Annotated in this window: 14 protein-coding genes; 6 read left to right on the plus strand and 8 right to left on the minus strand. The window is 64.5% G+C overall.

Annotation, left to right across the window (positions count from 1 at the left end; all coding sequences use genetic code 11):
• The coding region (locus OH705_RS23730) for a filamentous hemagglutinin N-terminal domain-containing protein (protein WP_267303107.1) at nt 1-4,031 on the minus strand (4,031 nt) is incomplete at its 3' end.
• A gap of 227 nt (nt 4,032-4,258) precedes the next feature.
• On the opposite strand from OH705_RS23730, the gene OH705_RS23735 reads away from it, so the two are divergent.
• On the plus strand, nt 4,259-4,528 hold the full coding sequence (locus OH705_RS23735) for a hypothetical protein (RefSeq protein WP_046856643.1): 270 nt from the start codon (nt 4,259-4,261) through the stop codon (nt 4,526-4,528).
• A gap of 11 nt (nt 4,529-4,539) precedes the next feature.
• Here OH705_RS23735 and OH705_RS23740 read toward each other — a convergent pair whose 3' ends face one another.
• From OH705_RS23740 to OH705_RS23750, 3 genes are all read right to left on the minus strand, one after another.
• Nucleotides 4,540-4,776, minus strand: coding sequence for a BrnA antitoxin family protein (locus OH705_RS23740; RefSeq protein WP_267303108.1), 237 nt, complete (start codon nt 4,774-4,776; stop codon nt 4,540-4,542).
• Nucleotides 4,751-5,032 carry a BrnT family toxin gene (locus tag OH705_RS23745; RefSeq protein WP_094010352.1) on the minus strand — a complete coding sequence of 94 codons (282 nt, stop codon included), beginning with the start codon at nt 5,030-5,032 and terminating at the stop codon, nt 4,751-4,753. The genes OH705_RS23740 and OH705_RS23745 overlap by 26 nt, the downstream gene beginning before the upstream one ends.
• Nucleotides 5,033-5,217: 185 nt before the next feature.
• The gene (locus OH705_RS23750; RefSeq protein WP_023631179.1) at nt 5,218-6,543 is read right to left on the minus strand and encodes a DEAD/DEAH box helicase; all 1,326 of its coding nucleotides are present in this window, start codon (nt 6,541-6,543) and stop codon (nt 5,218-5,220) included.
• A gap of 142 nt (nt 6,544-6,685) precedes the next feature.
• Here OH705_RS23750 and OH705_RS23755 point away from each other — a divergent pair, with 142 nt between their 5' ends.
• From OH705_RS23755 to aepX, 5 genes are all read left to right on the plus strand, one after another.
• On the plus strand, nt 6,686-7,978 hold the full coding sequence (locus OH705_RS23755) for a mechanosensitive ion channel family protein (protein ID WP_267303109.1): 1,293 nt from the start codon (nt 6,686-6,688) through the stop codon (nt 7,976-7,978).
• A gap of 292 nt (nt 7,979-8,270) precedes the next feature.
• The gene (locus tag OH705_RS23760) at nt 8,271-9,491 is read left to right on the plus strand and encodes an MFS transporter (protein WP_267303110.1); all 1,221 of its coding nucleotides are present in this window, start codon (nt 8,271-8,273) and stop codon (nt 9,489-9,491) included.
• 43 nt (nt 9,492-9,534) lie between these two features.
• Nucleotides 9,535-10,737, plus strand: coding sequence for a pyridoxal phosphate-dependent aminotransferase (locus OH705_RS23765; RefSeq protein ID WP_104444323.1), 1,203 nt, complete (start codon nt 9,535-9,537; stop codon nt 10,735-10,737).
• A 33-nt stretch (nt 10,738-10,770) separates the two neighbouring features.
• Nucleotides 10,771-11,598: a hypothetical protein gene (locus tag OH705_RS23770; protein WP_267303111.1), complete on the plus strand. Its 828-nt coding sequence runs from the start codon at nt 10,771-10,773 to the stop codon at nt 11,596-11,598.
• 28 nt (nt 11,599-11,626) lie between these two features.
• Nucleotides 11,627-12,517: a phosphoenolpyruvate mutase gene (gene aepX / locus OH705_RS23775; RefSeq protein ID WP_023629505.1), complete on the plus strand. Its 891-nt coding sequence runs from the start codon at nt 11,627-11,629 to the stop codon at nt 12,515-12,517.
• A 43-nt stretch (nt 12,518-12,560) separates the two neighbouring features.
• Here aepX and OH705_RS23780 read toward each other — a convergent pair whose 3' ends face one another.
• The 4 genes from OH705_RS23780 to OH705_RS23795 all read right to left on the minus strand — a co-directional run bounded on the left by OH705_RS23780 (nt 12,561) and on the right by OH705_RS23795 (nt 15,795).
• Nucleotides 12,561-13,445, minus strand: coding sequence for a LysR family transcriptional regulator (locus OH705_RS23780; RefSeq protein WP_023629504.1), 885 nt, complete (start codon nt 13,443-13,445; stop codon nt 12,561-12,563).
• A gap of 161 nt (nt 13,446-13,606) precedes the next feature.
• Nucleotides 13,607-14,488: a carboxylate/amino acid/amine transporter gene (locus OH705_RS23785; RefSeq protein ID WP_104444325.1), complete on the minus strand. Its 882-nt coding sequence runs from the start codon at nt 14,486-14,488 to the stop codon at nt 13,607-13,609.
• Nucleotides 14,489-14,771: 283 nt separating this feature from the next.
• On the minus strand, nt 14,772-15,371 hold the full coding sequence (locus tag OH705_RS23790; protein ID WP_267303112.1) for an FMN-dependent NADH-azoreductase: 600 nt from the start codon (nt 15,369-15,371) through the stop codon (nt 14,772-14,774).
• A gap of 109 nt (nt 15,372-15,480) precedes the next feature.
• Nucleotides 15,481-15,795: a hypothetical protein gene (locus OH705_RS23795; protein WP_023629501.1), complete on the minus strand. Its 315-nt coding sequence runs from the start codon at nt 15,793-15,795 to the stop codon at nt 15,481-15,483.
• Nucleotides 15,796-15,845: the final 50 nt, after the last annotated feature.

Raw genomic sequence — 15,845 nt, forward strand, 5'->3', positions numbered from 1 at the left:
GTGATCTCACCACCACGGTTGTCGATGCGGTCGACCTCCAGGGTCAGCGCGCCATTGCTGCCGAGCAGCCCCGCCTCGCGGTTGTCCAGCTCACCGCTCTTGATCCGCAGTTGCTCGAGGCTGACCAGCGAACCGGCGTGGTTGAGCAAGGTGTCGGCCTGGATCTCGCCCTGACCTTTGCCCGAGACCTTGCCCTTGCTGTTGTCCAGCGTCGCGGCAACAAGGTTGAGGGCGGTGTCGCCCACCAGGGTGCCCTGGCGGTTGTCCAGGCGACCGTCGACGGTCAGCACCAGGCCGGCGCGGCTGCTGACGGTGCCCTCACGGTTGTCGAGGCTCGCGGCATGCAGGTCCAGGCCCTTGGCCGAGACCAGGCCCTTGGTGTTGTCCAGCGCCTGGGCGATACGCACCGTCAAGGCCTGCTCGCTGAGCAGCTTGCCCTGGCGGTTGTCCAGGGAGTCGGCCACAAAGGTGAAGCCTTGCGGGCTGGTGATTTCGCCGTTCTGGTTGTCGACGCGGCCGAGGTTGTTCAGTACCAGCACCGGGGCCTTGATCAGGCCGTGGTTGACCAGCGCGCCTTGGCCCAGGTCGAGGGTGATCGAGGCCTTGCTCAGCATCCGGCCGGCCTGCTGGTCGAAACCGCTGGCGGTCAGGTGCATGGCGCCATCGCTGTCGATGCGGCTGTCGCTGCCCGCGTTGTTGACCTGGCCGGCCTTGAGGGTCAGGCGGTCGTTGCCGACCACATGGCCGCTGTCGCGGTTGTCGAGGGTGCCGGTGACGATGTCCATGGCCCCCTGGGCGCCGACCTCGCCGGCGCGGTTGTCGAGGCTGGCACTGCGCAGGTCGAGGGCGCCGTCGGCGGTGATCGAGCCGCGCTGGTTGTCGACCTTGCCGGTGGTGGCCAGGGTCAGCTTGCCGGCGCTGCTCAGCTCGGCGTCGCTGTTGTCCAGGCTGGCGGCGCCGATGTCGAGGTCACCCTCGCTGGTCAGCAGCCCCTTGCCGTTGTCCAGCGCCTGGCTCAGGCGCAAGCGTGCGCCCTGCTCGGCGGAAACACGCCCGTCGCGGTTGTCCAGGGTCTGGCCGTCGAGGGTCAGTTGGCCCTTGCCGCGCAACAGGCCCTGGGCCTGGTTGATGACCTCGGCCACCGTCAGCGCCAGGTCGGTATCGGCCAGGACCTGGCCGCCGGTGTTGTCCAGGCGCTCACCAGTGAGGTTGAGCGCCTTGGCCGCGGACAGTTCGCCGCCGCGGTTGTCGACGCTGTCCACGGTCAGGCGCATGTCCTGCCCGGCGCCGACCACGGCGCCCTGGCGGTTGACCAGTGTACTGCCCTTGAGGGTCAGCGTGCCGTCGGCGGACAGCTTGCCGCCCAGCTGCTCCAGGCGCGTGACCTGGCCATCGAGATCGCCGCCGCTGGTCAGGCTGCCGCCACTGTTGTCCAGGTGCGCGGCGACCAGGTCGAGGTTGCCCTTGGCGCCCAGGATGCCGAGCTGGTTGAGCAGCTCGCTGCCGCTGTAGCGAGCCCCGGCCTGGCCGCTGACCAGGCCCTGGTCGCGGTTGTCGAGGTGGTCGATGGTCAGTGTCAGTGCGCCGTCGGCCTCGATCTTGCCGCCGCGGTTGACCCAGCGCTGGCCCTGCAGGGTCAGCAGGTCCTTGCCCACCAGGCGGCCACCGCGGTTGTCCAACTGCCCCGCATCGATATGGGTGGCGCCCACGCCGTTCACCAGGCCCTTGGCTTGGTTGTCCAGCAGCCCGCTGACCTTGGCGGTGAGCGTGCCATCGCTGAGCAGCTTGCCTTGCTCGCGGTTGTCGAGGCTGGCGGCGTTCAACGTCAGCGCCTTGTCGGCAGCCAGCACGCCTTGGCGATTGTCCACCGCCTGGGCGATGGCCAACGCCAGCGCCCCGCCAGTGACCGTGCCTTCACGGTTGTCGAGGCTGTCTGCCGTTACCTGGCCGAGGCTGGTGCTGGAGATCTCGCCGTGGCGGTTGTCGATGGCTGCGCCCGTGACCAATGCCAGGCCCGACTTGCTGGTGACCACGCCGCCCTGGTTGTTCAGGGTCAGGGCGCGGATATCCAGGCCGTCGGCCGACACCAGGCCATCGAGGTTGTCGAGCAACTGGTCGAGGCGCACGGTCAGGGCCTGTTCGCTGTAGAACTTGCCGCCCGTGTTGTCGAGGCTGCGGCCCGCCAGGGTGAAGGCGCCCTTGCCGAAGATCTCGCCATGCTGGTTGTCGATATCGGCGATCTGGCGCAGGCGCAGCTGGTTGGCGGCGATCTTGCCGTCGCGGTTGTCCAGCTGGCCATGGTTCAGGTCCAGGGTCAGCGCGGTGACGCTGCTCAGGTGACCGCCCTGCTGGTCGAGCCGGCCGACATTGACGCCGACTGCCTGGTTGCCGCTGATATGACCGCCCTGGCCGTTGTTCAGGGTCTGGGCGCTCAGGTCGAGGGTGGCCTGGCTGGCGATCCGGCCAGTGCGGTTGTCCACCAGCCCTTGGCTGGTGACGGTGATGCCGCGGTTGGCCAGGACCTTGCCAGTGCGGTTGTCCAGGCTGCCGAGGTTCAGGGCCAGGGTATCGAGGCTGGACAGTTCGCCGGCCTGGTTGTCCAGATGGGCCCAGGTGGCGTTCAGCGCGCCCTGGCTGGTGATCTGGCCACGGTCGCCGTTGAGCAGTTGGCCACCGGTGAGGGTCATGCTCCCGTCGGCGAGGACCTTGCCCTGCTGGCGGTTGTCCAGGGTCGCGGCGTTGACGCTGAGGTCGCGCCCGGCACTGAGGCTGCCGCCCTGGTTGTCCAGGCGGCTGCCGGTGGAGACGCTCAGGTCGCCGCTGGCGATCAGGCGCTGGTTGCGGTTGTCCACCGCACCGGCGCTGATCTTCAGGTCGGCGCCGGCCACGCGCTGACCATCGATGTTGATACCCGCCTGGATACCGCCAAGGTTGCTCAGTTGACCAGCCGCGTCTAGTTGTACCGAACCTGCAGCGGTCAGCCCCTGCCGGTTGACCAGCTCGCCGCGACTGTCCAGCTGCAATCGCTGGCCGGCATGCACCGGGCCCTGCGCATCGATAGCTGCCGCCTGCAGGCGTACATCGCCAGTGGCGCTGGCCTGGGCCATGCGCAACTGGCCGTTGGCCTCGAGCTGGATATCGCCGCCGCTGGCGATCATCCGCCCGTCCAGGCGCACGCCCACCCCGGCCTCGGTACCCACCAGCCTGACCGCGCCGGCATACATGCCGCCCAAGGCGCTGGAGTCGATGGCCAGGCTCGGCTTGGTACTGCCGTCGTCCTGGCGCGCCGTGGCCGCCAGGGTGCGTGCATCGACATCGTTGCGCCCGGCGACGATGGCCAGGTTGCGCGCCTGGATCTCGGCGTTGATTTTCGTGCTGCGGGCAATCAGCTCGAAGCTGTCGACATTGCTGGCGTTGAGCCCCGCCCCTTCGATGGCGATATGGCCCTGGTCGACCTGGTAACGGCTCAGCTGGCCGTTCTCGAGCACCGGCTTGCCGGTGCTGAGCGTGGCCTGTGGCGTGTTGATGAAGCCGCAGCCATCGCAGGTGATGCCGTGGGGGTTGGCGACGATGACATGCGCCCCGCGTCCGGCCACTTCGGTGTAGCCGCGCAGCTGGCTGGCGTTGGCGCCGTTGACCTCGTTGAGGATGACGCTGGCCGCCGTCCCCCGCAGGTTCGGGTTGCCGAGGATGATGCCGCCCAGCTGGGTGGCCTGGGTGCGGTCGGTGGCGTTGTTGAGGATCAGCCCCTGCTGGCCGACGTTGTAGTCGCTGAACTGGTTGTGCGACAGGCCGCTGCCGTTGGGCGCGGCGATGTTGACGATGGGCACGCCGTTGCCCGCCTGCCCCAGGCTGGTGCCCGGCCCGCTGACCACCACGCCTTCGGCGGCCTGTGCCCAAAGCGGCTGCCAGAACATGGCGTTGGCCAGCAGCAGCGCCAGACCGCGCTTGGGCAACCCGCAGAACTGCTCGCGCGGCTGAATTTTGGCCGAGCGTTGGCGGGCCAGGAAGGCAAACAGGCGGACGTCCATGTCAGGTCTCGTGAATCAGGCGGTCAGGTACTCATGCTTGCCAGCGCTACGGCAAACATGGGCGAAAAAGAGCGTGAGATACTATTTAGCCATCACTGAAGCGTCAAATTAATATCGTCAAAAAATAGTATCTGGATGACGGCACCTGTCCCGCCAGTCGCCCGCGCTGAACTTCCGGCCAGCCAGCGATCTCCACCGCAGGAATCGACTGACAAGGGAACCAAAGGATGAAACCGCTACCCTGCATCCTCTGCGCGACAGCCCTGCTCTGCGCGCAGCCCATCTGGGCCTGCACACCGGAAGAGGCCACACAGAAAAGAGAGCAATTGGCAGGCCTGGTGAGCCAGTTGACCGAGCAGAACGCTCAAAAGGCCAAGGAGATCAATGAGGAGCTCCAGCACATGGACCTCGGCACCGCCAGCAAGGACCTGCCGGACAAGTGCCAGTTGATCGACAAGCGCATCCAGGAGCTGAAGGAGGCGGAAAGGAAAACCTGACCGCGCCCGGATCAACGCCGCTGCTGGGCCTGCATGTACTGACGAAGCAACTGGTTGATGCGGGTCTGGTAGCCGGCGCCCTGCTCCTTGAACCAGATCAGTACATCGGCATCCAGGCGGATGGTCACTGTATGCTTGGCCGGCACCCGCAGTTCGGCGCGGCGGAAGAAGTCATCGTCGAGTTCGGGGATGTCCGAGGTATCGACCGGGGCTTGGTCTCGCTCACAGCTTCTGGACGGTTTCGACATAGCGCGTTACCTCACGTCGAGTGGCTCTTCTGGCGGAAATGATGCGGATCACATCACCCTGCCGTTCGGTGTAGGCGACCACGCTGACCCAGGCATTGATCCAGCCCATGCCGATCCAGCGTGCCTCCGGGTACTCGAATCGCTCATCCCGCAGCGCCAGCATCGGCTGACGGAGCATCTCGGGCACATCGTTGAAGTCGATACCGTGCTTGCGGATGTTGAGCTGGTTCTTTTCCTCGTCCCATTCAAATCGCACGGGACAATCGTATTTACAGCTGTACATACGCTACTCCTCCTTGACTGCACATGCCAGAGGAGTGTGGCGCTCGGGCGACAAAATGCCCGGGCTGGAAGAGGGTTTGGGAAATGGGCTACGCGCCCTGGGGAAGGAGGTGAAGCAACCCGCCACCGTTGCAGTGGCGGGCTCATTGCAGGAAGTGCTTACTCAGCTGCCGGCTTGCGCTTTTTCAGCGGTGCCAGGCCATCGGCGCTGGCCAGCGGCGCATTGGCCTTCGGCTTGGCGGACGGCTTGCGCTTGGCGGCGCCTTTCTTGTCGGCGCCCGCCTTCTTCTCGGTCTTTTTCTTCTTGGTGCCGGCAGCCTTGCCCGACGCCTTGACCTTCTTCGGACCGTTATAGGTACCCTTGACCTCCTTGATGACGCGGCGCTCGAACTGCTGCTTGAGGTAGCGTTCGATGCTCGACATCAGGTTCCAGTCGTTGTGGGTGATCAGCGAGATCGCCAGCCCTTCGCCGCCGGCACGGCCGGTGCGACCGATACGGTGCACGTACTCGTCGCCGCTGCGTGGCATGTCGAAGTTGATCACCAGATCGAGGCCGTCGATATCCAGGCCGCGGGCCGCGACGTCAGTGGCCACCAGCACCTTGGAGCCGCCGTCCTTGAAGCGGTCGATGGCTAGCTTGCGGTCCTTCTGGTCCTTCTCGCCGTGCAGGACGAACGCCTTGACCTCCTTGGCCACCAGGTGGCCGTAGATGCGGTCGGCCAGGGCGCGGGTGTTGGTGAAGATGATTGCCTTCTTGTAGGTCTCGTTGGCCAGCAGCCACTGCACGATCTGCTCTTTGTGCTGGTCGTGGTCAGCGGTGATGATCTGCTGGCGGGTGCCTTCGGCGAGCTGCGAGACGCTGTTGAGCATCAGGTGCTCAGGGTCTTTGAGCACCTTGCCGATGATGTCGCGCAATGCCGCGCCACCAGTGGTGGCCGAGAACAGCAAGGTCTGCTTGCGGTTTTCGCACTCTTTGCACAAGCGTTCCATGTCTTCGGCGAAGCCCATGTCGAGCATGCGGTCGGCTTCGTCGAGGATCAGCACGTCAACGTGGGACAGGTCGAGGTTGCCGGCATTGAGCTGCTCGAGCAGTCGGCCTGGGGTGCCGATCAGCACGTCCGGCACCTTGCGCAGCATTGCCGCCTGTTCCTTGAAGTCTTCACCGCCGGTGACCAGCCCCGACTTGATGTAGGTGAACTGCGAGAACAGCTGCACCTGCTTGAGGGTCTGCTGGGCCAGCTCGCGGGTCGGTAGCAGGATCAGCGCACGGATTTCCACGCTCGGGCCGCTGCGGTCGACCAGGCGGTTGAGCAGTGGCAGCACGAAGGCGGCAGTCTTGCCGCTGCCGGTCTGCGCCGTCACCCGCAGGTCACGCCCTTGCAGGGCCAGGGGAATGGCCGCCGCCTGCACCGGGGTCGGCTCGACAAATTTCAGCTCGGCCACGGCTTTGAGCAGGCGTTCGTGCAGGGCGAATTGGGAAAACACGGGGTAACCTCGGGCAAGTGCGAAAAATTCAGTTGCATAGGGTAACGTTTTCCGTGGCCAGAACCGAATTTCTTTTGGCAACTTTGCGCCGATCCACGCTCTAATAACGCTTCGAACCGCAACACAGACCGTTTCCAAGCCCATGGACATCCAACGCTTCTGGCGTGACGCCCTCGACCTCTGGGGCACGCTCGACCAACACTCGCTGCTGCACGCCGCCCTCGGCCTGGCCGTGCTGCTGCTCGTCTCGCTGCTGATCGGCCGCCTGGCGCGCTTCCTGATCCTGCACTCCACCCGCCTGCTTGGCCGCCAACAGGCACTCCGGTGGCTGGACGACCTGCGTCACAACAAAGTATTCCATCGTCTGGCCCAGACAACACCGTCACTGGTGGTGCAGTTCGGCCTGAAGCTGGTGCCGGAGCTGTCGGCCGCCGCCCAGCATTTCCTCGGCAACGTCGCCCTGGCCGTGACGCTGCTGTTCATGACCCGCGCCCTGTCCTGCCTGCTCGACGCGCTGCTGGACATCTACGCCCGCACCGAACATGCCCGCACCCGCTCGATCAAGGGCTACATGCAACTGGCCAAGATGATGCTGTGGATCTTTGCCGCCATTGTCATCGTCGCCACCCTGATCGACCGCTCGCCACTATTGCTGCTGTCCGGTCTGGGCGCCATGTCGGCGGTGCTGCTGTTGGTGTACAAGGACACCCTGCTGTCGTTCGTCGCCAGCGTGCAACTGACCAGCAACGACATGCTGCATGTCGGCGACTGGATCGAGATGCCCCAGGCCGGCGCCGACGGCGACGTGGTCGACATCACCCTGCACACGGTCAAGGTGCAGAACTTCGACAAGACCATTGTCTCCATTCCCACCTGGCGCCTGATGAGCGAGGCGTTCCGCAACTACCGCGGCATGCAGCAGTCCGGCGGACGGCGGATCAAGCGCAGCTTGTTCATCGATGCCGCGGGCGTACGTTTCCTGACCCAGGAAGAAGAACAGCGCCTGGGCCAGGTGCGTCTGCTCGGCGACTACCTGGCCGGCAAGCGCCAGGAGCTGCGTGAATGGAACGAAGCCCAGGGCCACAACGCCGGGCTGTCGGCCAACCGCCGACAGTTGACCAATATCGGTACCTTCCGCGCCTTCGCCCTGGCGTACCTGAAGAGCCACCCCAACGTGCACCCGAACATGACCTGCATGGTCCGCCAGATGCAGACCACCGCCGAAGGCGTGCCGCTGGAGATCTACTGCTTCACCACCACCACGGTGTGGGCCGAATACGAGCGCATCCAGGGCGATATCTTCGACTACCTGTTGGCCGTGCTACCGGAGTTCGGGCTGAGCCTTTATCAGCAGCCCAGTGGTAATGACATGCGTGCGGGGCTAGCGGCCAGGCCGCCTTTGGTGACCTCGATGCGGGCATTCGACGAGGCCTGATCTTGGGCGGGCGTAGGATCGGGCTTGCCCCGCGAAAAGGCTGATACGGCCATCGCGGGGGCAAGCCCGCCCCACGAATCGCTGAGGAACGGAAAGTTTTTCAGCTGTGCACAATGAACTTGTGTTCACACAAACCATAAAGAAACAATTAGTTACAAGTATTTCAGAATTATTAAACGCCAACCTTCGAGAAATACGAATACCCGCCTCTCCCCGCTTCTCCTAACCTGCAGCGAACAGGTCGCCCCAATGACAGGCGGCACGGTATCGGACAAAGGACTGCGAGCAAGCGATGCGTCAGGACATCTCCCTGGAAAAACCACTCGACGAACCGGACCGCAGCGACCCAGCCGACCGCCGCAAGGCATTGGCCGCCGGCAGCCTGGCCCATGGCGTGCACGATGGCCTGACCGACGTAATCTATGTGCTGCTGCCTATCTGGCAGGCGGCCTTCGGCCTGAGCTATGCCCAGGTCGGCCTGCTGCGCGGCGCCTACGCCGGGATGATGGCCGGCTTCCAGTTGCTGGCCAGCCGCGGCGCGCGCAAATGGGGCCGCGAGACCCTGCTTGTCAGGGGCACTGCCCTAGCGGGCTTCGCCTACCTGCTGGCGGCCCAGGCCACGGACATAAATCTACTGTTGCTGGCTCTCATGATCGGTGGCCTTGGCGCCAGTACCCAGCACCCACTGGCTTCAGCGCTGGTCTCAGACGCCTACGAGGGCAGCGGGCGGGTCAAGCAGGCACTGGCCCAGTACAACTTTGCCGGGGATATCGGCAAGGCGGTCATCCCCGGCCTGACCGGGGTGGTGCTGGTCTACATCTCCTGGCAGACCAATGCCACCCTGCTCGGCATGCTCGGCATCGCCGCCGCCTTCGCCTTGTGGTGGCTGATGCCGAAGAGCCAGGCGCACGAAGCCGCCAGCAAGAAGACCAAGGTCGCCGACGCGATCGGCACCCCAGCCGGCCTGATGGCGCTGATCGCCACCGGCAGCATCGACAGCGGCGTACGCATGGGCTTTCTGACTTTCCTGCCGTTCCTGCTGCAGAGCAAGGGCGCCAGCACCGAGCACATTGGTCTGGCCCTGGCCCTGCTGTTCATCGGCGGCGCCTTCGGCAAGCTGTTTTGCGGCTACCTGGGCGCGCGCCTGGGGCCGGTGCGCACGGTGATCTGCACGGAAGTGCTGACCGCGCTGCTGATCCTGCTGGCATTGGTATTGCCCTATGGCCCCCTGATGCTGGTGATGCCGCTAATCGGCGTGGCGCTCAACGGCACCTCATCGGTGCTTGGCGGCCTGGTTCCGGATTTCGCCCCACGGGAGCGGCGCGACCGGGTATTCGCCTGGTTCTACACCGGCACCGTTGGGGGTGGCGCCCTCTCCCCGGTGCTGATCGGCGCGATATCCGACCAGGCCGGCGTCACCGAAGGCCTGGTGGTGCTGGCCTGCGTGCTGCTGCTGACCTTGCCGCTGTGCCTGGTGATCTACAACGGCATGAAGGGACTGCCGCGCCGCTGATCCGCAACATCGGTCCAGATCGAGAACAACAAGGACGTGAACCATGAGCAACGGACTGTCGCAACGATCCGCGCGTATCAGCGCGCCCGGCACCTCGAGCATGCGCAGCAAGGCCAACGCCCTGCGTGACGCCGGCATCAAGGTGATCAACTTCGCCGCCGGCGAGCTGTCCAGCGACGCCGCCCCGGACATGCGCCAAGGCGCCATCGCGGCGGTCCACGAACAGTGGAACCGCTACACCCCGCCACTGGGCAATCCGCGGCTGCGCCAGGCCCTGGCCAGCAGCGTCAGCCAGCGCCTGGGCGTCGACTACGACGCCGATGAGATCGCGGTGTCCAGTGGTGCCAAGCAAGCCCTGTTCAACAGCGCCATGGTACTGCTCGATCCGGGTGATGAAGTGATCATCCCGCGGCCCTACTGGGAGACCTTCCCCACCCAGGTCGAACTGACCGGCGCCCGTCCGGTGTTCGTCGACACCAAAGGCGACAACCACAGCCTGCGCGGCGCGGCGGTCAAGGCCGCCGTGTCGCCGCGCAGCAAAGCGATCATCATCAACACCCCCAACAACCCCACCGGGGTGGTCTATGACCCGCGGGAACTGGTCGCCATCGGTGAGCTGGCCCTGAAACACAAGCTCTGGGTGATCTTCGACGAGTGCTACCGCAGCCTGCTGCGCGATGGCCAGCAACATCACAACCTGGTCGCACTGCTGCCCGAGCTCAAGGCCTCGACCATCATCATCGACTCGTTCTCCAAGAGCCAGGCGGTCACCGGCTGGCGCCTGGGCTATGCCTGTGCGCCGAAGGCGGTGATCACGGCCATGCACAACCTGCAGGCCCACACCACCTCCAATCCCAGCAGCCTGGCCCAGTACGCGGCGCTCAACGCACTGCATGGCGACGGTGCGCGGCAGTTCGGTGCGGAGGTCAATGCCCAGCTTGATCGGCAGCTGGCTATCGCCACGGCGCTGCTTGGCAAGCTCGAGTCCATCCGCTTTTCGCCACCGCAGGGCGCGTTCTACCTCTACCTGGATATCACCCGCCTGCTCGGCAAACGCTACCAGGGCGAGGCGATCCGCGACGCCAGCCACCTCTGCGAGCTGTTGCTGACCGAGGCGCGCATCGCCCTGGTGCCTGGCTGCAGCAATGGCGACCCGTGCGCCGTGCGCCTGTCCTACTCGGTAAGCCCGCAGGACCTCGAGGAGGGCCTAAGACGCTTCACCGACTTTATAGCAACGCTTGCCTGACCCCGGACTTTCCACCACCCGCGAGAACATGACATGAAGAAAACGGATTTCATGCTGTCATTCGTCGACCAGGCCCTGACCGATGTGCAGGACAAACGGCTGGCCAGCGCCCTGAAAAAAGGCTTCGAGGTGCACGCCGACCTGCTGGAGGGTTACCTCGACACCTACCAGCGCATCACCGCCAGGCCCTGGTCACGGGAAAGCCTGTGCACCTTCTTCTGTGGCTGGCGCAGCCCGGACGGTGCCGCCCATGCAGTTTCAAGCATCATCGTGCGCTTGCTGCAGGAGTCCGAGGCCATCGACGATCCCCAGGCCCGGCTGCTGTTGCTGGACGCCGCCCGTCACTGCGGCGAGATCATCGTCGAGGACATCGGCCTGGGCGAGATGCACGGCCACCCGCACCACTCCAAGCTGTATGCGCGCATGGCCACCGCCATCTGCGGTTCGGAGGACTGGCGTCTGCAGGACCGCTACCTGAACCCGGTGACCAAGGAATTCTCCACCTGGGTAGGCAGCAAGCGGCCGCTCGCCCCGCAACTGGTCGAGGCCATCGAGATGATGGCGATGACCGAGTTGTTCAATACCGGGGAGTACAACATGATGACGCCCCTGTGGAAGGACTGGCTCAAGGAGGCGCAAGGCAAGACGGCGGGCGAGGCGCATCGCATCGCCTCGTTCCTCAGCGTGCATTGCGGCGCGGTCGAGGCACAGCATTTCTTCCATGCCACCAGCGCCCTCGAACTCTATTGCCGCGCCACCCACCAGGCACTGGACCACACCCGCATCGAGGCACTGTCCTGCGAATACGTGAAAAGAGCCTGCGAACACCTGAACAAGATGGAGTCGGTGCTCGCCGCCTGAAGAACACCTCACAACAGGGATGAGGCATATGAACGTGATCAAGCGTGACGCACGCATCGACCTGCGGCAGTTGCTCAGTGAAAAAGCCTGCCTGCGGGTACTCGAGGCACACAGCCCGATCTCGGCCATGCTGGCCAAGAGCGTGCGCCTCGGCGCCGGCGACACCAGCCTGGGCTACGATGCCATCTGGTCCAGCTCGCTGACCGACTCGACCCAGCGCTGCCTGCCGGACATCGAGATTCTCTCGCCCAGCGACCGCCTGGAACGGCTGAACGAAATCCTCGCGGTCTGCGACCTGCCGCTGATCTACGACGCCGACACCGGCGGCAAGATCGAGCATTTCGCCATCCATGTGCAATGGCTGGCCCGCGCCGGGGTGTCGGCGATAGTCATCGAAGACAAATGCGGGCTGAAAAAGAACTCGCTGTTGGGCCTGAGCGTGCATCAGGAGCAGGAAACCGTCGAACACTTCTGCGACAAGATCAGGGTCGGCACCCATCATCGCCTGGGAGGCTCGATGATGATCTTCGCCCGCTGCGAGAGCCTGATCCTGGAAAAAGGCCTTGACGACGCCCTCGCGCGCTGTCGGGCCTACACCCAGGCCGGCGCCGACGGCATCATGATCCACAGCCGCAAGAGCACAGGCGAGGAGATCCTCGAATTCGCCCGCCGCTTCAAGCAGACCCATCCGCACACACCCCTGGTCTGCGTGCCGACCAGCTATCCGCAACTGACCTTCTCGTGCCTGGCCGATGCCGGTTTCAATGCGGTGATCTACGCCAACCACATGCTGCGCGGCGCCTACTCGGCCATGCGCCAGGTCGCCACCAGCATCCTCGAGCACGACCGGGCCTATGAAATCGAGCCGGCCTGCATGCCCATCGATGAAATCCTCAGCCTGGTGCCCGGTACACGATGACCACGCCATCGGGGCCGCTGCACGGCCCCTTTGCCGGTTTTGTTCAGGCGGCGCTCAGGTAGGAAACCAGGTCGGTGACATGCCGAGGCATGCGTTCGAAATGCCTGACCAACATCATGTGCTGCTGGCGCGCCCAGGTTTCATCGAGGCGTCGGGCCACCAGGCCACAGACATCGAGATAGGGCTGCACCGCCGCATCCGATGCGATACCGATACCGACTCCTTCGGCGATCATCCGGCATAGCGACTCGGCCCCGGACACCTTGATCCTGAACTGGGCCACGATGCCATCGATATCGGCCTGCTGCTCGATCAGACGGCACAATGTGCTGTCGGTCGCCAACCCGACCTGCGGGTGGCGCAGCACGTCGCCCAGGCGCAATGAAGCGCTGGCAACCAATGCGTGATGCCTGGGCAGCACCGCGACATAGTTGAGCACCGGCAGGGTGATCGAGGCGCACCCCTCGACAGGGTCGCTGCCGACCACCACGCCCATGTCAACGGCGCCCTCGCGAATGCCGCGCACGATATCCCCGGCCGTGCGTTGCTGCAGGTCGATGGCGACATTGGCGTGATCGGCGAGATAGCGCACCAACCGGCGCTGGGTCGACTCGAATGCGCTGAAGCCTGCGACATACATGCGCATGCTTGCCCCGTCAGCCTCTTCGCGGTGGTCGAATTCGGCCTTGAGCACTTCGAGCTGGCGCAGGATCTTGCGGGCATGGATCAACAACCGCTGACCTGCCAGGGTCAGCACCAGCCCTTTGTGCTGGCGATGAAAAAGCCCCTCCCCAAGCTCGTTTTCCATCGACTTGATGCGCATGCTGGCGGCCCCTGGCGAGAGGCATGCACGCTTGGCGCCCTGGGTCAGGCTGGGGGACTCGGCGATCTTGATGAACAGTTTCAGGTCGGTCAGGTCAAGGTTCACGGTCTCTTCCTTGTAGTGTCAGGCAAATCCATTGTCGGTACGGGCGATCTTGAGCCGCCTGCGTCCATCTTGCCTGTCACCGCCGGCCGGGCAAAGCCTGCCTTGGTATTGCCCGCGTGAATGACCAAGGCGCCCATGCGGGCGCCTCTTGCGCAGATATCTCAGCGCGACGAGGCGGTCCCCGGCAGCCCTGCACGCGGACCGCCCAAGCGGCTCAACCAGACCGACGCCAGGATCACCGTACCGCCAATGGCCAGGCGCCCCAGCGGCTCGTCCTGGTTCCAGATGAGCAGATTGAGCAGCAAGCCCACCGGCACATGCAGGTTGTTCATCACCGCCAGGGTACCGCCGGAGACCAGGCAGGCACCCTTGTTCCACCAGTACAACCCCAATGCAGTCGGACACAGGCCGAGAAACAGCAGCACCAGCCACTGTGTGTCGGTGCTCGGCAGGTGCTGGGCATTGCCGAACAGCAGGAAGGCCGGCAATACCACCAGCAACGCGCCCAGGTAGAAATAGCCGAACCGGCGGTAGTGCGGCAGGTCGCTGGGGTGGCGGGCCACCAGATGGCGGTACAGCACCTGCCCGGCGGCATAGGTGAAGTTGGCCAGCTGCAGCAGCAGGAAACCGATGAAGAACTCGCCGGTAACCGTGTCGAAACGGATTACCGCCGCGCCGGCCACTGCCACCAGGGCGGCAAGCAGCGCCCAGGGATTGAACCGGCGGTTCAGGGCATCCTCGATCAAGGTCACATGCAACGGGGTGAGGATGGTGAACAGCAGTACCTCCGGCACCGTCAGCACGCGGAAGCTGAGGTACAGGCAGACATAGGTGATGCCGTACTGCAGCGCGCCGATCAGCAGCATCGAGCGCATGAAGCGCGGCTCGACCTGGCGCCAGCGGGTCAGTGGCAGGAACACCAAGCCGGCCAGCAGCACGCGGGCCAGCACGGCGAAATAGCTATCGACGTGGCCGGCCAGGTATTCGCCGATCAGGTTGAAGGAATACGCCTGGATCAGCGCGACGATTATCAGGTAGCCCATGGTTGGCCCTCGTGGATCAAGGCGGGGACCTTAGCGGGTTGGGCCTGGGCAGTTCAACCATGGGGATTGTGGGGCTGCTGCGCAGCCCATCGCCGGCAAGCCTGCTCCCACACCGACCGCACAATTTTCAAGGACTGCGCTGTATCGATGAGCTGGCTTGTCGGCGATCAGGCCAGCACAGGATGCGCACTTTCTGCGAGCAAAAAAAGCCCGGCCATCTCTATGGCCGGGCAGGCACACCCAAAGGAGCAACAAGGTGTCAGGGTTGGGAATTCGTCGCGGCTCAGGCCACCGCGGCCAGTCTGGCCTTGGCCTGGTTCAGGCCCTTTTCGTGGAACTCGCCGCTCATGTTCAGGCCTTCGGCATGGATGAAGTCCACATCGTGGATACCGATGAAGGCCATCACCTGGCGCAGGTAGGGTTCCTGATGATCGCTGCTGGCACCGGCATGGATACCGCCGCGGGCGGTCAGCACGATGGCGCGCTTGCCATTGAGCAAGCCCTGTGGGCCGGTCGGGGTGTACTTGAAGGTGATGCCGGCGCGCAGCACGTGGTCCAGCCAGGCCTTCAGGGTGCTGGGGATGGTGAAGTTGTACATCGGCGCGGCCATCACCAGCACGTCGGCGGCCAGCAACTCGTCGGTCAGCGCGTTGGAGCGCTCCAGTGCCTCACGCTCTGTGGCGCTGCGCTGCTCCTCGGGTTTCATCCAGCCGCCGAGCAAGTTGGCGTCCAGGTGCGGCACGGGGTTCACCGCCAGGTCGCGCACCGTGATCTCGTCGGCCGGATGCGCCGCTTGCCATTGCTGGATGAAATCCAGGGTCAGTTGGCGAGAAACGGAATGCTGCTGGCGGGCGCTGCTTTCGATGATCAGTACGCGGGACATGTGTGCCTCCATCGGCGGTAAGGGTGGCGATTCGATGGAGGTGAGATTAGAGGTTGACCTATCGATAAAAAAGCGTAAAAAGTGGGATCAACCTATCGATTAACCTGTTTTATTCCGCTTTGCAGTCGAGCACGATGCGCAGTTTGATGATCTGCCGGTTGAACTTCGCGGTGACATCCACGCTTCTGCCCGCAGGCACGTTGACCCGGCGCACCCTCGGTGCCTCAGGGCCGTTGCGGAAGGTGACCTTGCACGCCGCCGGCACCTGCCCATAGTTGTTGAGGCTGATCGAGCCGATGTCATAGGCCGTGTCGTAGGCGGTGTAGTCGACCTTGACCCCGGTCAGCTCCTTCTCCACGTCGATCGGGTAAGCCATTGCCCCGAGGGGCAGGCACAACAGCAAAGCCGCACAACATTTCTTCATACGGGCGCTCTCCTTGGGAAGAGCGCAGCTTAGGACAACAGGAGCCCTGG

The organism is Pseudomonas sp. BJa3, from assembly GCF_026343815.1.
Lineage (GTDB): Bacteria > Pseudomonadota > Gammaproteobacteria > Pseudomonadales > Pseudomonadaceae > Aquipseudomonas > Aquipseudomonas soli.